The 20,877-nt window shown below is 54.9% G+C and carries 20 protein-coding genes and 2 tRNA genes; 12 read left to right on the top strand and 10 right to left on the bottom strand.

What is annotated here, in order from left to right; all coding sequences use genetic code 11:
• The first annotated feature begins 412 nt into the window (after positions 1 to 412).
• From tnpA to lipA, 8 genes are all read left to right on the top strand, one after another.
• Positions 413 to 817 carry an IS200/IS605 family transposase gene (gene tnpA / locus ATI45_RS20415; protein WP_098421387.1) on the top strand — a complete coding sequence of 135 codons (405 nt, stop codon included), beginning with the start codon at positions 413 to 415 and terminating at the stop codon, positions 815 to 817.
• Between the two features lie 216 nt (positions 818 to 1,033).
• On the top strand, positions 1,034 to 2,380 hold the full coding sequence (locus ATI45_RS20410; RefSeq protein ID WP_228736029.1) for a PAS domain-containing protein: 1,347 nt from the start codon (positions 1,034 to 1,036) through the stop codon (positions 2,378 to 2,380).
• On the top strand, positions 2,380 to 3,042 hold the full coding sequence (locus ATI45_RS20405; protein WP_098421386.1) for a class I SAM-dependent methyltransferase: 663 nt from the start codon (positions 2,380 to 2,382) through the stop codon (positions 3,040 to 3,042). The genes ATI45_RS20410 and ATI45_RS20405 overlap by 1 nt, the downstream gene beginning before the upstream one ends.
• 69 nt (positions 3,043 to 3,111) lie before the next feature.
• Positions 3,112 to 3,188: transfer RNA gene (locus tag ATI45_RS20400), tRNA-Met, on the top strand.
• Positions 3,189 to 3,337: 149 nt separating this feature from the next.
• Positions 3,338 to 3,781, top strand: coding sequence for a PACE efflux transporter (locus ATI45_RS20395; protein WP_098421385.1), 444 nt, complete (start codon positions 3,338 to 3,340; stop codon positions 3,779 to 3,781).
• A gap of 123 nt (positions 3,782 to 3,904) precedes the next feature.
• The gene (locus tag ATI45_RS20390) at positions 3,905 to 4,525 is read left to right on the top strand and encodes a trimeric intracellular cation channel family protein (protein ID WP_098421384.1); all 621 of its coding nucleotides are present in this window, start codon (positions 3,905 to 3,907) and stop codon (positions 4,523 to 4,525) included.
• 116 nt (positions 4,526 to 4,641) lie between these two features.
• Entirely contained in the window at positions 4,642 to 5,919 is a 1,278-nt protein-coding gene (locus ATI45_RS20385) for an O-acetylhomoserine aminocarboxypropyltransferase/cysteine synthase family protein (protein ID WP_098421383.1), read from the top strand.
• Positions 5,920 to 6,080: 161 nt separating this feature from the next.
• Positions 6,081 to 7,160: a lipoyl synthase gene (gene lipA / locus ATI45_RS20380; protein ID WP_098421382.1), complete on the top strand. Its 1,080-nt coding sequence runs from the start codon at positions 6,081 to 6,083 to the stop codon at positions 7,158 to 7,160.
• Between the two features lie 45 nt (positions 7,161 to 7,205).
• Here the strand turns inward: lipA and ATI45_RS20375 are convergent, their stop codons facing one another.
• Entirely contained in the window at positions 7,206 to 7,640 is a 435-nt protein-coding gene (locus tag ATI45_RS20375) for a Spy/CpxP family protein refolding chaperone (RefSeq protein WP_228736028.1), read from the bottom strand.
• A 279-nt stretch (positions 7,641 to 7,919) separates the two neighbouring features.
• On the opposite strand from ATI45_RS20375, the gene ylqF reads away from it, so the two are divergent.
• The 3 genes from ylqF (at position 7,920) to fnr (ending at position 11,039) form a co-directional block, all read left to right on the top strand.
• Complete coding sequence (ylqF, locus tag ATI45_RS20370; RefSeq protein ID WP_098421380.1) at positions 7,920 to 8,867, top strand: ribosome biogenesis GTPase YlqF; 948 nt, start codon at positions 7,920 to 7,922, stop codon at positions 8,865 to 8,867.
• Between the two features lie 121 nt (positions 8,868 to 8,988).
• On the top strand, positions 8,989 to 10,197 hold the full coding sequence (gene fabB, locus ATI45_RS20365; protein WP_098421379.1) for a beta-ketoacyl-ACP synthase I: 1,209 nt from the start codon (positions 8,989 to 8,991) through the stop codon (positions 10,195 to 10,197).
• Between the two features lie 89 nt (positions 10,198 to 10,286).
• The gene (gene fnr, locus ATI45_RS20360; protein ID WP_098421378.1) at positions 10,287 to 11,039 is read left to right on the top strand and encodes a fumarate/nitrate reduction transcriptional regulator Fnr; all 753 of its coding nucleotides are present in this window, start codon (positions 10,287 to 10,289) and stop codon (positions 11,037 to 11,039) included.
• 9 nt (positions 11,040 to 11,048) lie between these two features.
• Here the strand turns inward: fnr and ATI45_RS20355 are convergent, their stop codons facing one another.
• The 9 genes from ATI45_RS20355 to rnr all read right to left on the bottom strand — a co-directional run bounded on the left by ATI45_RS20355 (position 11,049) and on the right by rnr (position 20,339).
• The gene (locus ATI45_RS20355; protein ID WP_098421377.1) at positions 11,049 to 11,918 is read right to left on the bottom strand and encodes an SDR family oxidoreductase; all 870 of its coding nucleotides are present in this window, start codon (positions 11,916 to 11,918) and stop codon (positions 11,049 to 11,051) included.
• Positions 11,919 to 11,953: 35 nt separating this feature from the next.
• The gene (alr, locus tag ATI45_RS20350; RefSeq protein ID WP_098421376.1) at positions 11,954 to 13,033 is read right to left on the bottom strand and encodes an alanine racemase; all 1,080 of its coding nucleotides are present in this window, start codon (positions 13,031 to 13,033) and stop codon (positions 11,954 to 11,956) included.
• The gene (dnaB, locus tag ATI45_RS20345) at positions 13,033 to 14,439 is read right to left on the bottom strand and encodes a replicative DNA helicase (protein ID WP_018404828.1); all 1,407 of its coding nucleotides are present in this window, start codon (positions 14,437 to 14,439) and stop codon (positions 13,033 to 13,035) included. Before dnaB ends, alr begins: the two co-directional genes overlap by 1 nt.
• Positions 14,440 to 14,631: 192 nt before the next feature.
• Positions 14,632 to 15,078, bottom strand: a complete 447-nt coding sequence (rplI, locus tag ATI45_RS20340; protein WP_098421375.1) for a 50S ribosomal protein L9 — start codon at positions 15,076 to 15,078, stop codon at positions 14,632 to 14,634.
• A 20-nt stretch (positions 15,079 to 15,098) separates the two neighbouring features.
• The gene (locus ATI45_RS20335) at positions 15,099 to 15,965 is read right to left on the bottom strand and encodes a hypothetical protein (protein ID WP_098421374.1); all 867 of its coding nucleotides are present in this window, start codon (positions 15,963 to 15,965) and stop codon (positions 15,099 to 15,101) included.
• Between the two features lie 25 nt (positions 15,966 to 15,990).
• Positions 15,991 to 16,221 carry a 30S ribosomal protein S18 gene (gene rpsR, locus ATI45_RS20330; protein ID WP_007348899.1) on the bottom strand — a complete coding sequence of 77 codons (231 nt, stop codon included), beginning with the start codon at positions 16,219 to 16,221 and terminating at the stop codon, positions 15,991 to 15,993.
• A 25-nt stretch (positions 16,222 to 16,246) separates the two neighbouring features.
• The gene (gene rpsF / locus ATI45_RS20325) at positions 16,247 to 16,663 is read right to left on the bottom strand and encodes a 30S ribosomal protein S6 (RefSeq protein WP_098421373.1); all 417 of its coding nucleotides are present in this window, start codon (positions 16,661 to 16,663) and stop codon (positions 16,247 to 16,249) included.
• Between the two features lie 262 nt (positions 16,664 to 16,925).
• Positions 16,926 to 17,669, bottom strand: a complete 744-nt coding sequence (rlmB, locus tag ATI45_RS20320; RefSeq protein ID WP_098421372.1) for a 23S rRNA (guanosine(2251)-2'-O)-methyltransferase RlmB — start codon at positions 17,667 to 17,669, stop codon at positions 16,926 to 16,928.
• A 108-nt stretch (positions 17,670 to 17,777) separates the two neighbouring features.
• Positions 17,778 to 20,339: a ribonuclease R gene (gene rnr, locus ATI45_RS20315; RefSeq protein ID WP_098421371.1), complete on the bottom strand. Its 2,562-nt coding sequence runs from the start codon at positions 20,337 to 20,339 to the stop codon at positions 17,778 to 17,780.
• A 332-nt stretch (positions 20,340 to 20,671) separates the two neighbouring features.
• Here rnr and ATI45_RS20310 point away from each other — a divergent pair.
• Positions 20,672 to 20,758: transfer RNA gene (locus tag ATI45_RS20310), tRNA-Leu, on the top strand.
• The last annotated feature ends 119 nt before the right edge of the window (positions 20,759 to 20,877 follow it).

Genomic DNA, 20,877 nt, shown 5'->3' with positions numbered 1-20,877 from the left:
GATTCGTCGTAGATGAGTTCGATTATAAAGCAGTTGCCTTTGGGTACGATGCGCACTTCAAGAGCAACGGTGTCGCCCACCAAAGCGTTCCAGTTCTGCGAAAAACGAAACTGTGTTTTGACCGGGGGGAGCTTGGCGTACAGCTCTCGGTTGTTTTTCTTGAGCCATTTATCAGCGTCGCGGTGCGACAGCGTTTGATCTTTGCCTTCAGGGTGGTGCTGCATCAAATAGGAGGTGGCGTTTTTGATTCTGCGAACAATCTGAGTACAAACGCCGGCCCCACGAAACGCCTCATGCGGCTTCCGAATGACAATCTGTTGGGTGCGGATATGCGTTGATTTCTCTTTGCTCATGTTAATAATATTACAGACAGCCAAAATTGGTGTCAATTCTTATACAGTGATCTTTTAGTATGAAAAGAAGCCATAATTCCTGCATCTACAAACTCCAATATCATTTGGTCCTGGTGACCAAGTACAGACACAAATGCCTGAATGACGAGATGCTGCTCTGGCTTGAAGATGAGTTTATCCGACTGTTAAGCGCCGATGATTGCGGTCTGGACGAGCTCAATGGCGAGGCGGATCATATTCACGCGCTCATCACGCTTCACCCGATGATCACGCCGGCAAAGCTGATCAACACGCTGAAAACCGTCAGCAGCCGGATGATTAAGAAAGAGTATGGGGCGCAACTCAAGCAGTACTACTGGGGCACAAACGCGCTTTGGAGCCGATCGTACTGTTTATTGTCGGTGGGTGGCGCACCGATCAGCGTTCTTCGTGCGTACATCGAAAACCAAGACCGACCAAAATAGGCGCTATCCATCCAACACTAAATCAGAGATTTTGAATTGGAATTCCGCGCAGTTCGTTAAAAATAAGGGTTGCGATATCGCTCAGGGATTCTGGTACTCGAGGCCGCTGAGCGCTAAGAAAATGAGGTTGACCCTACGGCCTGACTGATTTTTTGTTACATTCAAACATTGGCGCTGGACATAAAGCGGCCGTCTGCATGATCAGGCCAAGTGCGGTTGCAAGCAACAACGGCCACATACGACAATCAACTCACGCAAAATGTTGCCCTTGGTATGAATACGATTGCTGACCACACCGATCCGAACGTCACTGCTTTTGCTTTTGAACAGTCTTACAACGCTGCTTTACTGACAGATGCAAACTCTGGCGAAGAAGGGCACCGTATTGTCTTCGCCAATCAGGCCTTTCTGCGGATGACGGGCTACAACGAAGAAGAGTTACTCGGACGAAACCCGCGCCTTCTTCAGGGGCCAGCAACCAATCCTGATGTGATTGACAGACTGCGCCATTGCCTTCATGACGGCACCCATTTTCAAGGTTCGACGATTAACTACCGCAAAGATGGCCGCCCGTACACGGTCGAGTGGAACATTTCTCCTGTACGTAATGAGGCAGGTGAGATTACGCATTTCATTTCGTTACAGCGGGACATCAGCAGCCTGATAGCCGCGCAGAAAACAACTCAGCTTTTTGCCCACGTAATCAACGCTACCGATGATGGCGTGCTTATCACCGATAGCCATGGAACCATCGAATTTGCTAACAAGGCCTTCGAGACAATCACCGGGTACGGACTCACGGAGGTACTGGGTCGAAATCCGAGCATGTTCAATTCCGGAGAACAGAATTTTGAATTCTATAAGGACATGTGGGACACCCTGAAGAAGGGGCGTTCTTACAAGGGCACTTTTGTTAACCGCGGCAAGAATAACGAGCTGATTTACTGTGACGAGACAATAACGCCGCTGACCGATGAAGCGAATAATGTCAGTCATTACGTGAGTATATTTCGCGACCTGACAACTCGAGTATTGGAAGAACAGACGTTTCGTGAAATGGTGCGCTTTGACGGGCTAACGGGAGCCCTGACCCGAGTAGCCGGAGAGCTAGCGCTGAAAAAGGCCTATATGCAGCACCGCGGGTCCAAACTGCCTATGTCGATCGTGATGGCTGACATCGACCATTTCAAACAAGTTAACGACAGTTGGGGGCATGCCGCCGGCGATATAGTTCTCAGAGCTGTTACGAGCACGATGATTGCTACACTGAGGGCTAATGATACCGTGATACGCTGGGGCGGCGAAGAGTTCCTGCTTATTTTCGGTGGCTGCAATTTAGACCAGGGACTGCTGCTGGCCGAACGTTGCCAGCAGGCCGTGCAGAACAAACATCACGAAAACGTGGGCCCCGTCACCGTGTCGATCGGTTTGGGCGAATTGCAGCCCGAGGAAGCTTTAGCGGATTTGATTGAGCGCGTTGATAAAGCCCTTTATAGCGCTAAGACATCAGGCCGTAACCAGACACAGGTATCGGTCATTCAGAAAGGAGCTTTCAAGCCATAATGGACAGCCTTCCTTTGCGTCTGCGTTACCAAACCATCGAAGTTGGTAATACTGATATCCATCTGTGTACCCTGCGCGACAATCAACAGTTTAACGACCCCGAAGGCGCGGCCGATGCCCTTGGTATTTCCTCTGCGGCCTGGCCGATTTTTGGCGTGTTATGGCCGTCTAGCATAGTGCTGGCAAACCATATGCTGGACTACCCGATTGAGGGCAAACGCATCTTGGAAATCGGCTGCGGCATGGCGCTATCAAGCCTGCTGCTGAACGGGCGCCAAGCCGATATCACGGCGACCGACTATCACCCCGAAGTTGAACACTTCCTGGTTCGCAACACTCTGCTGAATCAGGGCAAAAGCATTGCGTTTGAGCGTGCAGACTGGGCCGATGACCACAGTGAACTGGGGCTTTTTGACCTGATTATTGGCAGTGATCTGTTGTACGAAGACGAGCACGTTCCGTTACTGGCCGAATTTATTAACAATCACGCCAAGCCCCGCTGCGACGTGATTCTGGCGGACCCCGGCCGTGGCCGAAAAACTAAAATCAGCGTAAAACTGGCCGCGCACGGTTTCAGCAACAGCCACACAAAACCCGTTCACACGGACTACCTTGAGAAGCCGTTTAAAGGCCATATACTCGAGTTTTCTCGAAATATCTAACGCCCAACCCTTGACACATTCGGCAGCGAAACTTACTATACGCGCCGCTTCCATCGTTGATGGAGTGATGGCAAGGTAGCTCAGTTGGTTAGAGCACAGCACTCATAATGCTGGGGTCGGCGGTTCAACTCCGCCCCTTGCTACCAGACTTCAAGGACTTACAGTTAACGCTGTGGGTCTTTTTTTTTGCGGGAGATTTCCGGGTATAATCGTACTTTCGCAAACATCACGAGGACGACCTCGCCTATTTAGGGACACAGCATTCGGGACGGCCCGCTGCAACGGAGTTTTGTTGATGCGCACCACGCCAGACCGTATTCGCCAGGCGGTCAGCTTTGAAGTGATTGGTCTGATTGTTGTTATCAGCTTTGGCACTCTGGTGCTGGGCTATTCCATGGTGGATTTTGGCTTGCTAGGTGCCATTGGTGCCACCATCGCTACCGTTTGGAACTACATTTACAACCTGCTGTTTGATCATGCTCTGCTGAAGTACACCGGCACGCCAAAGAAAACCGTCAAGCTAAGAGTTGCCCACGCCTTTGGTTTTGAGCTGGGGCTGATGGTTGTATTCCTGCCGATTGTTACCCGCATACTCGACGTAAGCCTGATGGAAGCCCTGATAATAGATCTTGGCTTTATAGCCTTTTATCTGGTGTACGCCTTTGCCTTTACCTGGGCATACGACACGATTTTCCCGATCAGCCAGCCTTTTCAAAAACCGGGGACCGAGTTCAAGTAGGAGACAGATTTGAAATCTGTCTCCGCAAACTGAGAGCCGAATCGGGGACAGATTTTTAAATCTGTCCCCTACAGCCATGCCAGCGCTTGTATAATAGCGCGCCTCGCAGCATAGGAATTGTGTGTGCTCATCTCGATTTATCTGATTGCCATTACCGCCGAAGCCATGTCTGGCGCGCTTGCTGCCGGCCGGCGCAACATGGATATGTTTGGCGTGGCGCTGATTGCCTTCGTTACGGCGTTAGGTGGAGGTACCGTGCGGGACATGGTGCTGGGTAACTACCCGATTAACTGGACCCAGCACCCCGGCTACATTTACATCACCGTCAGCGCCGGCCTGTTTACTATGGTGATTGCCCGTTATATGCGGCGCCTGCATCAGCTGTTTTTGGTTCTGGACTCCCTCGGCCTGATCGCCTTCACCATTATTGGCTGTCAGGTGGCTCTGAAGCTGGACTACGAGATTCCGGTTGTGATTATGGCAGGCCTGATCACCGGCATTTTTGGCGGCATACTGCGGGACATTCTTTGCAACCGGACGCCCCAGGTTTTGCGCCACGAGCTATACGCCAGCGTGTCGCTGGTTGTTGCCCTGCTCTATCTTTACCTGCAGCATAAACATGTGCACGACGACATCAGTTTGCTGGCGGCTTTCAGCGTTGGCCTGGCCCTGCGCATGTCAGCTATTCGCTGGCGTTGGTCACTGCCGGTGTTCTCCTACGATCCCGCGCGCTGGAAGAACTGATCGCGTATTAGCTTAGAATTTCTAATTCGAAAGCCGGCTCTTTTAACCGGTTGTGACTGTGGCATACTGCAAGATTGCACATGTCCACTTTCTATAACCAAAAGGAATGAGCTGTTATGAAGCGGGAAACCATCGCGTTGCACGCCGGGTTCAAAAGCGACCCCACCACTAGAGCGGCAACCACGCCAATTTATCAAACCACCTCTTATACCTTTGATGACACCCAGCACGGCGCCGACCTGTTCGACCTAAAAGTACAGGGCAATATCTATACCCGCATCATGAACCCCACCAACGCGGTGCTGGAAGAGCGTATGGCGCAACTGGAAGGCGGCATTGGCGCATTGGCCGTGGCTTCGGGCATGTCAGCCATCACCTATGCGTTGCAAACTATCTGCACCGTGGGCAATAACATCGTCAGCACCAGTCAGCTTTACGGCGGCACCTACAATTTGTTTGCCCACAGCCTGCCGAACCAGGGCATTACCTGCAAAATGCTCACCCACGATGACTTTGACGGCGTAGAAAACGCCATAGATGAAAACACCCGCGCCCTGTTCTGTGAATCCATCGGCAACCCGGCCGGCAACGTGGTCGACATTCAGCGCTGGGCCGAGATAGCGCACAAGCACGGATTGCCGCTGATCGTGGACAACACCGTTGGCACACCGTTCCTGTGCCGCCCTATCGAACACGGCGCAGACATCGTAGTTCACTCGTTGACCAAATACCTGGGCGGCCACGGCACTACCGTTGCCGGCGTTGTGGTGGATTCTGGCAAATTTGACTGGAAAGCCAACGAAGATAAGTTCCCGATGCTGAACAAGCCAGATCCGTCTTATCACGGTGTGGTTTACACCGAGGCCCTGGGGGCAGCCGCATTTATTGGCCGCTGCCGGGTGATACCACTGCGCAACACCGGTGCCGCGCTGTCGCCGTTTAACGCGTTCCTGATCATGCAGGGCATAGAAACCGCCGCTCTGCGCATGGAACGCCACTGCGAGAACGCCCAGAAAGTCGCGCAGTTCCTTCAGGATCACCCGTCGGTGGAATGGGTTAACTACGCTGGCCTGGCCAACAGCCCGTTCCGCGCCACCTGCGAAAAAATCTGCGACGGCAAAGCCTCCGGTATTCTCAGTTTCGGTATTAAAGGCGGCCGAGACGCTGGCGCACGCTTCATTGACGCGCTGGACATGGTGCTGCGCCTGGTCAATATTGGCGATGCCAAATCTCTTGCCTGCCACCCGGCAACCACCACTCACCGCCAGCTAAACCCGGACGAGCTGAAATCTGCAGGTGTTAGCGAAGATCTGGTACGCCTGTCCATTGGTATTGAGCACATTGACGACATAATCGCCGATGTTGCCCAGGCTCTGGACGCGGCCGTTCGCTGAGAACTCCAGCCATCTGCGCTGCCGGCTTGTTTCGGTAGCGCAGATGTTGAGTACCAGTACCGTGCCCGTGTTTATCCCTACTGTTCTTGTATCTGGCGCGCCTCGGCTTTACCCTTTAAGCCTAACCAAAGTCTTTTGTACAGAACGAGAGCTCCGCATCCATGACCGCAAACACCAAGCCCCGTGTGGCCAGTGGCGCCAAGTTCCGCAGTGAACATGGCTTTGCTGCTATTAAGGACGGCGTTAAGCAAAGCCGCAATGTTTCCAACGAAGGCGTCAGCAACGACCCAAAACCCAAGTGGTTGCGCGCACGTATGCCCGGTGGTGAGCGCTACGAGGCGGTCAAACAGAATGTGAAAAGCCACAAGGTTGTCACCGTGTGCCAGGAATCCCACTGCCCCAATATTGGTGAGTGCTGGGCCAACGGCACTGCAACGATTATGGTAATGGGTTCGGTATGTACACGTGCCTGCAAATTCTGCGCGGTAGACACCGGCAACCCCAACGGCTGGCTAGATAAAGACGAACCCGAGAATACGGCAAAATCGGTAGAACTGATGGGCTTACAATACATTGTGCTGACATCGGTTGACCGCGACGATCTGCCAGACGGCGGTGCCAGTCATTACGCGGCCTGCGTGTCGGCCATCAAGCACCGCACGCCGGATGTTAGAGTGGAAGCACTCACGCCAGACTTCGATGCGGTTATGCAGCACGTAGAGCAGGTTGTGGATTCGGGGCTGGATGTATTCGCCCAGAACGTAGAAACCGTTCGCCGCCTGACTCATCCGGTACGCGACCCACGGGCCGGCTACGAAAAAACCCTAAGCGTACTGAAGCATGCCAAGCAGTACCGACCAGACGTACTGACAAAAACCAGCTTAATGCTAGGTCTGGGTGAGACCGACGAAGAAATTCAGCAAACCATGGACGACCTGCTGGCGGTGGGCGTGGATATTCTAACGCTGGGCCAGTACCTGCGCCCTACTCCAAACCATTTGCCGGTGATGCGTTACGTCACCCCGGACGAATTCAACCGCTACCGGGAAATTGGCTTGGCCAAGGGCTTTATGGAAGTGCCATCAGGCCCCTTGGTGCGATCGAGCTACCGTGCAGACCGGGTGTTTGACAAGAACAACCTTGGATTAGCGGTGCCGGCGGTTCCTTCACCAGCAGAAACTGCACCGGCGAACCCGGAGCCAGTCAACGCCATGCAGATACCGGTCAGATCCGTAAGCTGACCGGGCACCCGCACTGACATCTTCCCGCTAGCGGCGGGGCTGCGCCTACTGGCCGCCCTGCTGCATTTGCTGTTGTTGCATCTGCTGCATTTTCTGCATTTGCATTTTTAGCTCGTTGCGCTGCTCATCTGTAAAAATACTCTCTACCTTCGCCTGCATGAGAGTAGACAGTGCCGCCATCTCACCGGTCACATCACCCAGCTCTTCCGCCTGTTCGCGGATAGCATCTTCGCTGAAATCTGCTTTTACCTCGGCTTGCAACTGCTGCTGCAGGGTTTGCGCCTGTTGGCGAAGATCGACAATCTGACCCTGCAATTCGTCAAACACGCTGCGGATCTGTTCTTGTTGCTCGTCGTTCAAGCCAACCATTTGCGCCAGCTGATCTATACGGTCGGGCTGGCCATCCGCCTGTTGTGCCAATGCCGGCGCCGACAGACTTACCGCAATCAGTGCTGTTCCCAGTGCTTTTAACAATTTCATACTGCTCTCCGTTTTGGATAATTTCACACACCCTAAAGCATCATGCGGGTAAGTCGCACCCCATAATGGCTGTTTATTTCGAATAATAGCCACCAAAACGGCTGCCAGCCCACCATTGCGGCGATTTTCAGGCAAATATGAAAGTTTGGTCATCGACTTTCGGTATTGCGCTGAAATTGCTGCATAATGGCGGCTCTTTTTATTCACACACACTGGCCAGCGCGTTTTGAATTCGGCGTTTTAGAATTCAGCGCTCTTACGGGCAGCGGGAGTAGCACAATGGCGATTAACTGGTTTCCAGGGCACATGCACAAAGCCCGCAAGGAGATCAAAGAAGTCATGCCGAAGATGGACCTGATCATCGAGGTGGTGGACGCCCGCATTCCTTTCAGCAGCGAAAACCCGCTGGTGCCTGAACTGCGCGGTGATACGCCGTTGATCAAAGTGCTTAACAAACGCGACCTGGCCGACCCCGATGTGACAGGGCAGTGGCAAAGCTGGCTAGAACGGGAGCGTGGTGTAAAAACCATTACCCTGACCCACAACCAGCGCGGCGAAGCACTGGACATTCTTACCTTGGCAGAACAGCTAACGCCGAATCACGATCGCCAGAAAAGCGCGCTGCGGGTAATGATTCTGGGCATTCCTAACGTCGGCAAATCGACCTTGATTAATACCCTGGCCGGACGACCTGCCGCAAAAACCGGCAACGAGCCGGCCGTCACCCGAGCTCAGCAAGCGATCAAACTGCCGAACAACATTTTGCTCTACGACACCCCCGGCTTTTTGTGGCCCAAGCTTTCACCGGCGGCCTGTGGCTATCGCCTGGCGGTTACCGGCGCTATTCGCAGCGCCGTACTGGATTTTGAAGACGTTGCACTGTTTGCCGCCGAGTATTTGCTGGCTCATTACCCGGATTTCCTGACCAGCCGTTACGGGCTGGACCCGCTGCCGGTTGACGGCTTAGCTGCAATGGACGCCATTGCAGCCAGGCGCCGTTTTTTTGGGCGCGGCGGCATACCGGACTTACACAAAGTGTCGGAGGTGTTGCTGAACGAATTCCGCGCTGGCACTCTGGGGCGCATTTCACTGGAAACACCGCGCTTGATCCAGCACGAAACCGAAATTGCTCTGGCTGAAGCCGAAGTTCAAGCTGCACTGGACGCAGAAAAAGTTATCGCAGACGCTAAGAAGAAAGCGAAAACTCGACGCAACCGCAAACGTTAGTGTCGCATTTGCATCTACGCCTGAACCAAGGTCATATACCCTATACTGATGAAAAGCTTTACCATCGCACTTATATAACGCAACACAAGCGCCTGTTCCTGGCGCCGGTAAGGAGAGAATTATGAGACGTGTCGTCGTCACCGGAATGGGAATTATTTCCTGCCTGGGCAATAGCCTGGACGAAGTTACCAACAGTCTGAAAACTGGAAAATCCGGCATCCGCTTCAGTGAAACCTATAAAGAACTGGGGTTCCGCAGCCAGATTTGCGGCGCACCGGATGTCGACACCTCGGTAATTGACCGAAAAGTACGTCGTTTTATGGCTGACTCGGCCATGTACAGCTACTTGTCGATGCAGCAGGCCATTGCCCAGGCCGGCTTGACCGACGACATGGTGTCAAACGATCGCACCGGGCTGATTGCAGGCTCGGGCGGCGCGTCTTGCTCAAGCCAGGCGGAAGCCGTTGATATTCTGCGTGCAAAAGGCGTGAAGCGCATTGGGCCTTATATGGTACCGCGCATTATGGCCAGCACTGTTTCTGCGTGCCTGGCGACCGCCTTCAAGATTCGCGGCGTGAACTATTCCATATCGTCGGCCTGCGCCACCAGCGCACACTGTATTGGCCAGGCAATGGAGCAAATCCAGATGGGCAAGCAAGACATTGTGTTTGCCGGCGGCGGTGAAGAAGAAGACTGGAGCCTGACCATGATGTTTGATGCCATGGGCGCCCTGTCTACCAAATACAACGATGCACCGGAAACCGCGTCACGGCCGTTTGATAACAAACGTGACGGTTTTGTGATTGCCGGTGGCGGCGGTATGCTGGTACTGGAAGAACTGGAGCACGCCCGCAAGCGCGGCGCCAACATTATTGCCGAGCTGACTGGTTACGGTGCTACTTCAGACGGTTACGACATGGTTGCACCATCCGGTGAGGGTGCCCAGCGCTGCATGAAGCAGGCCATGGCGACCATGCATGGCAAAGTTGACTACATCAACGCCCACGGCACCAGCACTCCGGTTGGCGATCTTGCGGAAATGGGCGCGGTTCGCACGACCTTCGGCGACAACATACCGCCTATCTCTTCCACCAAATCGCTATCTGGACATTCATTGGGTGCGGCCGGTGTGCAGGAAGCTATCTACTCGCTGCTGATGATGCAAAACGGCTTTATCGCCGGAACCGCCAACCTGCATGAGGTGGATGCGGCCATTGCTGATCTGCCCATTGTGGGCCCAGCGGGGCAAAAAGCCACCCTCAACGCTGTAATGTCCAACAGCTTTGGCTTCGGCGGCACCAATGCATCGCTGATATTTGAGCGTCTGTAGGGAAGGCCGGCTAGAAACGCCATTGGCAAATGGGTTGATCCGTACTACAGTGTCGGTTGACATGGATCAAATCTGACGGGCTATCTGCTATGAACCAAGCAATTCGACTCCACCAGGTTGCGTCATCGCTCAAGGCTACATGTAACAAGTGTAGCCTGAGTAATCTTTGCCTGCCTCTTGCAGTGGAAGAGAATGACTTGGAGCGCTTTGAAGACATTGTTCTGCAGGGCAAAATCTTCAATCGGGGTGAACATATTTTTGACCAAAGCACGCCTTTTAAGTCGTGCTTTGCGGTGCGTAGCGGGTCGGTAAAAACCTCGATTATTACCGAAGGCGGCGATGAGCAGGTTACCGGTTTTTTCATGCCTGGCGAGCTGATCGGGCTCGACAGCATGGCAACCGACAACTACGCCTGCACCGCCAAAGCGCTTGAGCGCACCAGCGTATGCGAATTTCCAATAGAAAAACTGGAACAGCTTACGCGCAAGTTGCCTGAGCTTCAGCACCACATGTACCACCTGATGAGCCAGGAGATACAAAACAGTCACCAACTGGCTATGTTGCTGAGCAAGAACACCGCGGAGGAGCGAATTGCCGCTCTGTTGTTGTCGCTGTCCAGCCGCTTTCAGCGCAGGCGCATGTCGCCCACGAATTTCAGCCTGCCGATGGCGCGCAACGATATCGCAAACTTTTTGGGACTGGCGGTAGAAACGGTTAGCCGGGTATTCACCCGCTTCCAGAATCAGGGCATCATCAAAGCTCGTGGCCGTGAAGTCGAACTGCTTGACGTGGAAGCCCTACAACTGGTCACCCGCGATTTTGCCCGCCAAGGCTGTCGCTAAAAAAGCGATTTATGAGCTGGCTGGCTTGCCCGGGTCTGGCCCTTTTAACAGAGTCAGCTCATCTGTCAGCCCCACGCGCCACGGGACCTGTTTGATACCAAAGGTGTTACGGATTTTTGTACACACCAAACGTGTGTTCACCGGCTCCAACTGACCCCATCCGCTTACTTCATCCACCAGATGCAAATCCTCGGGAATACCCGGCAAGCCGGCGATGGCCAAGCCCAGTTCATACAAGCTAATACCCTCAGAACCGGCGTACTGATAGGTGCCCCACACTTCAGCCCCGCAATCGAGCTGCTGAATAATAGCGCGCATAACCCGCGCCAAATCTGTTACAGCCAACGGCTGGCCAACGCAGCGGCCGGGCAACGACAAGCGCGTGCCGGCGGCTGTGCTGGCCTGAACCTTGCGTATAAAGCGCCCAAGGCTCCATCCTGTTCGCAAAATAATGTGGCGGGTTAACAAACCACGCAGGCCCTGCTCGCACTCCCACTGCCAGACACCCAGCTGATTTACCGGCTGCCCGGGGTTCGAGGCAATGTAAGCCGTCTGTTTGCGGCCATCAAAAATATAGCAGGTGGACAATTGCAGCATCGCGATATTGCGACCGCGGGCAAACTCGCCTAACGCCAGAGGCAGCGACAAAGCCGCACGCTTGACGTCATCAGGGTGTTCCTGGGCGGCTTCCGGATCGGCCAGCCACAGCGCATTGACAATCAGGTCTGTGTCCGCCGGAATCCAGCTTTCCAGGGCCGCCAGATCCACGCTGGCCGTGTTACTCACCAGCAAAGGGCTAACCTGTAAAGACGTGGCGCGCAGCTGCTCCAGCAATACTCTACCCAAGGGACCGTAATCGTGAACTACCAGAACATGCACGGGTCTTCTTTACCTCCAATTCTGTTCATATAAGCCTAACACCAGCGCCGGGGTACCCGGGCTGTAACGCCCGTCAGCAACTCGTAACCAATTGTGCCGGCGTGGCCGGCCACGTCGTCTACCGGCACCGTAGCACCCCACAGCTCTACCGGGTCGCCAACGTGCGCCGCGGGAGCAGCGCTCAGATCTACCGCCAGCATGTCCATCGACACCCGGCCGATAAGCTGTATGCGCTGGCCATGGATAGCAGCAGGGGTACCCGTGCCCGCATGGCGAGGGTAACCATCGCCATAGCCCAAGGCGACAATGCCCATGCGCGTGGGTTTGTTCGCAACCCAACTTGCGCCGTAACCCACGCTGTCGCCAGGCTGCAACAGGCGGGTACTGATCAGCGGCGCCTGTAACGTCATTACCGGCTTTAACCCCAGCTCCGCAGCCGGCGTGTCAACAATGGGCGACGCGCCGTACAACATGATGCCCGGGCGGCTCCAGCCAAACAGCTTTTGGCCCGGCCTGAACAACGCCGCCGAATTGGCAACGCTGCGCTGCAACTCGGGCCAAGGCGCGGTCGCCTGCTCGAAACGTTCGGTCTGCTGCTGCGTCATGGTGCTGCGGTTGTCATCGGCACAGGCAAAATGGGTCACAAAACCTATCACCTTTGGCGTCAGCTGGTGATGCGCAAGCGTGGCCATCACCTGGCCCAGCTCCTCGGGATGAAAACCCAGGCGGTTCATCCCGGTATTTACTTTCAGCCAGATGCCCGGCGCGGATGGCGCTCGCACAAGCCACTGCAGCTGATCGTCGCAGTGCAGCACCGGTTCAAAGTTATGCTTTGTGCAGGTCGCCAGATCCTGCTCGCTGTGAACCCCCTGCAACAGCGCAACAGGCTGCTGGCCCAAGCCCGCGTTACGAATGGCGATAGCTTCTTCAATACACGCCACCGCAAATTTGGGCGCCACCGCCGCCAGGGCGACCGCAACCCCGGCAATGCCGTGGCCGTAGCCATCGGCTTTAATCACCGCCATGGCACTGGATTGCCCGGAACGCTGGCAGGCCACCTGGTAGTTATGCAGCAGCGCTTTTGAGTCTATCAGCGCAAACGAACCCCTTGGCATCAGTAGTCGTCTCCATACTCGCCATAATTACCGTGGGCAAGATCTTCAAATTTGGTGTATTTGCCAATAAACGCCAAGCGTATCGTACCAATAGGGCCATTACGCTGCTTGCCGATAATAATTTCAGCCACACCTTTATCTGGCGTATCTTCGTTATAAACCTCATCACGGTATACAAACATAATGACGTCTGCATCTTGCTCGATGGCCCCGGATTCACGCAAATCCGAGTTAATGGGCCGTTTGTTGGGGCGTTGCTCCAGGCTTCGGTTGAGCTGCGACAACGCAACAACCGGGCAGCTCAGCTCTTTGGCGATACCTTTGAGTGAGCGGGAAATTTCAGAGATTTCCGCGGTGCGGCCTTCGGTGTTCCCAGGCACCCGCATCAGCTGCAGGTAATCCACCATGATCAGCCCGATTTTTCCGCCATTTTCCCGCGCGATGCGCCGCGCCCTTGAGCGCAGTTCGGTCGGGCTAAGGCCGGGGGTGTCATCGATATACAGAGGTTTGTCTTTCAGCAGGCTCACCGCTGAGGTTAACCGCGGCCAGTCGTCTTCTTCAAGCTTGCCATTGCGCACTTTGGTTTGGTCTATACGCCCCAGCGATGACAGCATACGCATGGCCAGGGCATCCGCTGGCATCTCCATGCTGAACACCAATACGGGTAGACCACTTGAAATCAGGGCGTTTTCAACGATGTTCATGGCCAAGGTGGTTTTACCCATAGACGGCCGCCCGGCAACAATGATCAGGTCTGAGGGCTGCATGCCCGAGGTACGCTCATCCAAATCACGAAAACCCGTGGTCAAGCCGGTGGTCTGTTCGCCAGATTCGAACAGCTCTTCAATGCGGCTCAGGGTTTGCGTCAGGATCGGATTAATGCCCTTAGGGCCTGAACCTTCTTTAACCCGCGACTCGGCAATCTGGAACACCGTGCGCTCGGCTTCGTCCAGAATTTCACTGCTGTTGCGGCCCAACGGATTGAAAGCCGAATCGGAAATTTTCCCCGATGCCTCCACCAACTGGCGCAAAATAGAACGTTCGCGAACAATATCGGCGTAGGCGCGGATGTTCGCTGCGCCAGGGGTTTTTTCCGCCAACTCGGCCAGATACGACAGGCCACCGGCGTGTTCGATATCCCCTGCCCGCTCCAGAAATTCGGCCAAGGTAACAACGTCTAGCGGCTCGTTTTCACTGGCCAGACGTTCCACCGCGCCAAAAATAAGCCGATGATCCTGGCGGTAAAAATCCACCGCCGAAATCATCTCGGAAATTTCATCAAAGCGGCGGTTGTCCAGCATCAGACCACCCAGCACAGCCTGCTCCGCTTCCAACGAATGCGGCGGCACTTTAATTCGGCTGGTTTCCGGGTCGCTGTTTGCGGGCTTAAGATTCGGCTTTGCCATGAACACGTCTTCAGTTGACCACTGCTCTGGCGTACGGCTTACGGATGCTCAGGGGCAATGGGAGAGGAAACAGAGCTTTGCAGCATACCAGAAAGCAGCAAGCCCGAAACCGTATTGCTACTGTTCCGGGCTTGCTGTGCGGCAATAAAGATCAGAACTGACCGCTATCGCCTGATGCTGAACTGCTGCCGGTTACTCGGCAACAACCGCCAGCTTAACGGTTACGTACACATCGCTGTGCAGCTTAAGCTCAACTTCGTACTCGCCAACAGCCCGCAGCGGGCCTTCTGGCAGCAGAACTTCGCTCTTTTCTACATCGGTACCGGCGGCGGTGATGGCATCAGCCACGTCGCGCACACCAATAGAACCGAACAGCTTGCCTTCATCACCGGCTTTAGAGCTGATGGTGAAAGATGCGTCTGCAAGCTTTTCAGCGCGGGCTTGCGCAACAGTCAGTTTTCCGGCTGCGGCTTTCTCAAGCTCGGCACGACGCTCTTCAAACGCGTTCAGATTGGCTTCAGTGGCCGGAACCGCTTTGCCATAAGGCAGCAGGAAATTGCGGCCGTAACCGGATTTCACATTAACCTTGTCACCCAGGGTACCCAGGTTTGCAACTTTTTCGAGCAGAATAACTTCCATCTCGTTAACCTCTTCGTGCTTTATGCGACCGGTCCGGGAGGGTTGATTCGCCCCCGAATATTCAGCCAACTATCCACAAAAGCCAGAACTACTAACAGAATCATCAGGCTTGGACCCAGCAATACCAGCGCAACGTAAAACATCACCAACCATTGGCGGCTCAGCTTTTTACGCGCGACAACACCATGAACCAGCGCCAGCCCGGCCAGAAACAGCGGAGTTCCCGCAGCCCAGGCCAGCAGCACAGTGTTCAACCCCAGCACGGGGCCAATCACCATGGTGACCGCAAACACAACCGCAAATACCGGCGACAGGCGCAGCCCGTGAAACTCTGTGCGCAAACCGCCAGGGTTATACAGTGCTGCCTGCCAACCACGGGCTAGCAGGGTCATACCTATGGCCAAAGCCAGATAGGTACCCGCCATACTGGCGCTCATGGTTTGCCGAATCACAGATTCCAGGTTGTTACCCAGCGACTGTGCTACGTCGGCGTTGTATTGCTGGTAAAACTGAACTCCGGTTTGCACCAGAATGTCCATCAGACCAGGGTACAGCTGCGGCAGAACCAATCCGATCACAATCGCCAGAAAAGTACCACCACACAGAGCTTTGTCCCACGACGAAGTCACCCGCAACAGAGCTGTCATCAGCATCACTTCCAGCAGCACGGCCAGAGCGGTGGGGTCTTGCCCGAACCAACTCCAGCCCAATGCCGGCAGCAATGCCCAAAGGCCAACGTTCAGCCCCTGGCGAATGCCAAGCCGTAATATAACCAGCCCGACAACCGCTGTACCAACCCAGAAAAGCAGAGGTATAGCCGTAGTTAAAGCCGCTACCCCGCTGGCCTGCAGGGGACCGCGCATTACAAATTGTGCCAGTGCACGCATGGTCCCAAGTCCTGTTTATCTGTTCTTAGTTATCGTGGCTGTCCGAATACGGCAGCAGTGCCAGGAAGCGGGCGCGCTTGATAGCGGTGGCCAGCTGACGCTGATAACGTGCTTTGGTGCCGGTAATGCGGCTAGGCACGATTTTGCCAGTTTCAGTGACATAACCTTTCAGGGTGTCCAGATCCTTGTAATCGATCTCTTTAACACCTTCTGCCGTGAACCGGCAGAACTTGCGACGTCTGAAAAAACGAGCCATAACTTAACTCCTTAACTCCGGTTAATTACTCTTCTTCGTCTGTGGCGTCAGCTTTCTGGCTTTCGTCAGATTCGGCTGAACGGCGCGGACGATCATCTCCACTTGGGCGGCGGTCTTCGCGAGACTCGGCAGCTTTCATCGGAGACATATCGGTAACAGCTTCATCACGACGCAGAATCAGCTCACGCATGATGGCATCGTTGAAACGGAAGTTATGAGTCAGCTCGTCCATCGCGGTCTGTGAACATTGAATGTTCATCAGCACATAATGAGCTTTGTGAATCTTGTTGATCGGGTATGCCAGGTGACGACGGCCCCAATCTTCCAAGCGATCTACCTGGCCACCATCTTCAGTGATGAGGCTGGTATAACGCTCGATCATAGCGGGCACTTGCTCGCTTTGATCCGGGTGTACCATAAATACAACTTCGTAGTGACGCATGAATTCTCCCTACGGATTGAACAGCTTCTAGATCTGCGGCGGGCGTAAACGCCATCTGATGCCGCACAGCATAAAAGCAAGGAGGTGGCAGCAGAACTGCCGTTTTTTGCCAGGCAAGGAACGCTTTATCGAAAAAACGTTTGCCGGCGCTGGCGAGGTAATGCATTGCCTTTGTTGAGGCAATAAAAAACCGCCCCGAAAAAGGGGTGATGTATTCTAGGCGGGCGCCGCCCGGTATGCAAGGACTGATAAACCACCGTGGCTAGCCCTTAGCAGTACGCTGACGCAGGGCCTCATAAAGACACACGCCACTGGCAACAGATACGTTCAGACTTTCAACGTCGCCCACCATGGGTATGTTGATCAATTGATCACAATGTTCACGGGTTAACCGTCGCATGCCCTTACCTTCAGCGCCCATCACCAATGCCAGCGGGCCGGTCAGGTTGGCCTGGTGCAAGGTGGTGGTGGCTTCACCCGCGGTACCAACCAGCCAAACACCCTGTTCTTGCAAGGTGCGCAGCAGGCGGGCCAGATTGGTCACACGCACAAACGGTACGGTTTCCGCCGCACCGCAGGCAACCTTGCGGGCAACCGGCGTTAAGGTGGCGGATTTGTCTTTCGGCACAATCACTGCCTGTACGCCAACGGCATCGGCGGTGCGCATGCACGCGCCCAGGTTATGGGGGTCGGTAACGCCGTCAAGAATCAACAGAAACGGAGGCTTTTCAGAGTTTGCCAGCAGCGCCAGCAAGTCGTCTTCACTCCACTCGCGGCTTTCGCTAACCGACGCAACAACGCCCTGATGAACACCGGCAACGCGACTGTCTAACAATTTGCGATGCACAATTTCCCAAGGCACACCCAGGGTATCCAGCAGTTCGGTGGTGCTTTTTACCCGCTTATCCTGGCGGCCAGTTTGGATCCACACTTGCAGCACCCGTTCGGGCTCACGCTTCAAGACAGCTTCAACGGCATGCCAGCCAAATACAAATTGCTCTGCCACTGACGGTATTTCCTGCTAAAAATTTTTGGTAAATCTACCACCACCTTGCGCGCACATTAAAGCCGGCAAGGTGGTGGTCAACGAAAGACTATCGGCCAGATGGGCTCGCTAGCTCTTGGGTCTGCGCTTGCGTGGCTTGCGCAATTCGCCGCCGCTGGCATCGGCGCTACCTGCCGAGGGCTTGCCGCCAGCAGCGCGAGCCGCATCAGCAGCCAGTTGATCACGGGCGGAGCCGGCGGCCGGCTTGGCCCGATCCGATTTCGGGCCTGCGGATTTGGAGCCGCGGCCCGCAGCTGGCTTGTCCGACTTACCACCGCGCTTACTGCGCTCGCCTTTGGCCTTACCGTCTTTCTTGCCACCTTTGCCACTTTTACCGGGATCTCGACCGGCGCGGCCGTTCACTTCAAGCGCATCGCGGTCGGCCTGGCGACGCTTTGGCGTGCTTACCAGCTCCAGGTCAATCTTGCGATCTTCCATCCCCACGCGCATCACTTTGACACGCACTTCATCACCCAGGCGGAAACTGATGGCCGTGCGTTCGCCAATCAACCGGTGCTTGGCGTGATCGTGCTGGAAGTAGTCGCCATTCAGCGTCGACACGTGCACCAGGCCTTCAATATAGATGTCCGCAAGCTCTACAAAGAAGCCAAAACCGACAACGGCCGCAATGACGCCGTCGTATTCCTCACCTACATGGTCACTCAGGAACTCGCACTTCAACCAGGCCATTACGTCGCGAGTCGCATCGTCAGCACGGCGCTCGGCCATGGACGCATGCTCACCGAACTTCTCCATACGGGCGTAATCGTACGGATATTTCGCCAGTTCCGCGTCTGTCTGGTCTGGCGCAATCACATCTTTCGTTGGCTGGTCTGCGTGAATGCAGGCCTTTATGGCCCGATGCACGATCAGGTCCGGATACCGCCGAATCGGAGAGGTAAAGTGAGCGTAGCTCGAATACCCAAGGCCAAAGTGGCCGGCTTCTTCAGGGCTGTAAACGGCCTGGCTCAAGGAGCGCAGCATGACTGTCTGAATCACCTGAGCATCAGGCCGATCGCCAATGGAACCCAGCAGTTGCTGGTAGTCAGCCGACGTTGGCTTGTCACCACCGCCAAGCTGCAACCCTAACTCGCCCAAAAACAGCCGCAGGGAACCAAGACGTTCTTCCGATGGACCATCATGCACTCGATAGAGCGCCGGCATTTTGTGCTTTTTCAGAAAGCGCGCGGTAGCCACGTTGGTCGCCAGCATGCATTCTTCCACAATCTTGTGGGCGTCGTTGCGCTGCACCGGCACGATTTCTTCAATCTTGCGTGCGGCATCAAATACTATACGGGTTTCGGTGGTTTCAAAATCAATGGCACCACGCTCAGTGCGCGCCTTGCGCAGCAGCTTATACAGGCCGTACAAATTGTGCAGCTCGGGCAATACGGCGGAATACTGGTTGCTCAGCTCGATACCACGGGGGGACTCGGGGTGCTCCAGAATGTCGCTGACCTTGTTATAAGTCAGCCGCGCGTGGCTGTTCATTACCGCCTGGTAGAAGGTGTAGCTACTGATGTTGCCCGCGGCGCTAATGGTCATATCCGCCACCATGCACAGGCGATCCACTTCCGGGTTCAGTGAGCACAAACCGTTGGACAGCTTTTCCGGCAGCATGGGCACTACGTGGTCTGGGAAATACACTGAGGTGCCGCGATTCAGCGCTTCGTCATCCAGCGCTGAGCCCGGGCGCACATAGTGCGACACATCGGCAATGGCAACCAGCAAGCGGTAGCCGCCGCGCGGGCGCGGTTCGCAATAAATGGCATCGTCAAAATCCCGCGCATCTGCGCCGTCAATGGTCACCAGCGGCAGTTCGCGAATGCACACGCGATTGCGCTTGTCAGCATCGGTGACCTGTTCCGAAATGGCCGCGGTTTGCTCACCCACCGCGTCCGGCCAGGAATGGGGAATGTCGTAGGCACGAATCGCCACGTCAATTTCCATGCCCGGAGCCATATGCTCACCCAGTATTTCGGTGACGCGCCCAGTGGGCTGACTGCGCAGGGTGGGCTGGCGAATGATGTCGACCACCACGTACTGGCCATGACGTGCTGCACCGGCCATCTCGTCGGGTATCAATACTTCGTGGTTGATGCGGGCGTTTTCAGGCACCACAAAGGTAATGCCGCTTTCCTTAAAGAAACGGCCGACGGTTTGCGTGGTGCGGTGCTCCAACACCTCAACAATCACGCCCTCACGGCGACCGCGATCGTCTACTTTGTCAACCCGGGCAACCACACGGTCGCCGTGAAACACCTGGCGCATCTGGCGTGCGGTCAAAAACAGGTCGGTGCCGTCGCCATCGGGAATTAAAAAACCGAATCCATCTTTATGGCCAGTCACCCGGCCGGTCACCAGGTCGGCTTCTTCGATGGGCAAAAAGGCGTTGCGGCGGTTGCAAATAAGCTGACCGTCGCGGCACATCGCAATCAGGCGACGGCGCAGGGCTTCAATACTCTCTTCGGACGACTGCCCCAGTTCTTCGCACAGGGTTTCGTGTGTGGCCGGCGCACCCCGATCTTTCAGATGCGCAAGAATGAACTCGCGGCTCTGAATCGGGTTGTCGTAATTCTGGGCCTCACGGTTGGCGTGGGGGTCGTTGGATGTCTTCTTACTGGAAACCATTCGGATCCTTGTTTGCTATCTGTGCCTCAGCGGCACAACTGTATTGAGTCAATGGGCGCTAGCATAACAGTATAACGCTGGTTCGCCGAAACTGCCTGATACGCAGGCTTTATAAAGCAGGTAGAAAGCGCATCAGTATTTACACTTGGACAGACTCGTAGCCCTTTCTTTTTACTGCTTCAAGGAAGGTAAATAAACATATCGGCCTTTTTCAAAAAAGTGTTTGACAGCTTTTGGGCGAATCATTAAAGTACGCGCCATCGGTTGAGGGCAACTTTAACTGGCGGCAGAAGACCCTGATTTCCAGACATCAGGCCTCCTGCGAATCACCTGCCGAGGTGGTGAAATTGGTAGACACGCTAGCTTCAGGTGCTAGTGCTCGCAAGGGCGTGGAGGTTCAAGTCCTCTCCTCGGCACCATTCTGATTGAATGGCCTCTCAGATCAACGAATTACCCCATATTCAATAGCTTAAACATCTCGCTGGTACATTAAACTGGTACACCGAGATTTTTTTATGGGTTTGAAAATGTGCTCACC

Source organism: Marinobacter sp. LV10MA510-1, from assembly GCF_002563885.1.
Taxonomy (GTDB): Bacteria; Pseudomonadota; Gammaproteobacteria; order Pseudomonadales; family Oleiphilaceae; genus Marinobacter.
The sequence above is the reverse complement of the archived record's forward strand: the minus strand, read 5'-3'. Positions and strand labels throughout refer to the sequence as shown.

Excerpts from the sequence above, each read along its gene's own strand:
- ATI45_RS20405 (WP_098421386.1), top strand. The coding sequence starts at position 2,380 with ATGGACAGCCTTCCTTTGCGTCTGCGTTACCAAACCATCGAAGTTGGT.
- rpsR (WP_007348899.1), bottom strand. The coding sequence starts at position 16,221 with ATGGCTCGTTTTTTCAGACGTCGCAAGTTCTGCCGGTTCACGGCAGAA.
- fabB (WP_098421379.1), top strand. The coding sequence starts at position 8,989 with ATGAGACGTGTCGTCGTCACCGGAATGGGAATTATTTCCTGCCTGGGC.
- ATI45_RS20335 (WP_098421374.1), bottom strand. The coding sequence starts at position 15,965 with ATGCGTGCACTGGCACAATTTGTAATGCGCGGTCCCCTGCAGGCCAGC.
- ylqF (WP_098421380.1), top strand. The coding sequence starts at position 7,920 with ATGGCGATTAACTGGTTTCCAGGGCACATGCACAAAGCCCGCAAGGAG.
- ATI45_RS20375 (WP_228736028.1), bottom strand. The coding sequence starts at position 7,640 with ATGAAATTGTTAAAAGCACTGGGAACAGCACTGATTGCGGTAAGTCTG.
- lipA (WP_098421382.1), top strand. The coding sequence starts at position 6,081 with ATGACCGCAAACACCAAGCCCCGTGTGGCCAGTGGCGCCAAGTTCCGC.
- alr (WP_098421376.1), bottom strand. The coding sequence starts at position 13,033 with ATGCCAAGGGGTTCGTTTGCGCTGATAGACTCAAAAGCGCTGCTGCAT.
- rplI (WP_098421375.1), bottom strand. The coding sequence starts at position 15,078 with ATGGAAGTTATTCTGCTCGAAAAAGTTGCAAACCTGGGTACCCTGGGT.
- dnaB (WP_018404828.1), bottom strand. The coding sequence starts at position 14,439 with ATGGCAAAGCCGAATCTTAAGCCCGCAAACAGCGACCCGGAAACCAGC.
- rnr (WP_098421371.1), bottom strand. The coding sequence starts at position 20,339 with ATGGTTTCCAGTAAGAAGACATCCAACGACCCCCACGCCAACCGTGAG.
- tnpA (WP_098421387.1), top strand. The coding sequence starts at position 413 with ATGAAAAGAAGCCATAATTCCTGCATCTACAAACTCCAATATCATTTG.
- fnr (WP_098421378.1), top strand. The coding sequence starts at position 10,287 with ATGAACCAAGCAATTCGACTCCACCAGGTTGCGTCATCGCTCAAGGCT.
- ATI45_RS20395 (WP_098421385.1), top strand. The coding sequence starts at position 3,338 with ATGCGCACCACGCCAGACCGTATTCGCCAGGCGGTCAGCTTTGAAGTG.
- ATI45_RS20385 (WP_098421383.1), top strand. The coding sequence starts at position 4,642 with ATGAAGCGGGAAACCATCGCGTTGCACGCCGGGTTCAAAAGCGACCCC.
- rpsF (WP_098421373.1), bottom strand. The coding sequence starts at position 16,663 with ATGCGTCACTACGAAGTTGTATTTATGGTACACCCGGATCAAAGCGAG.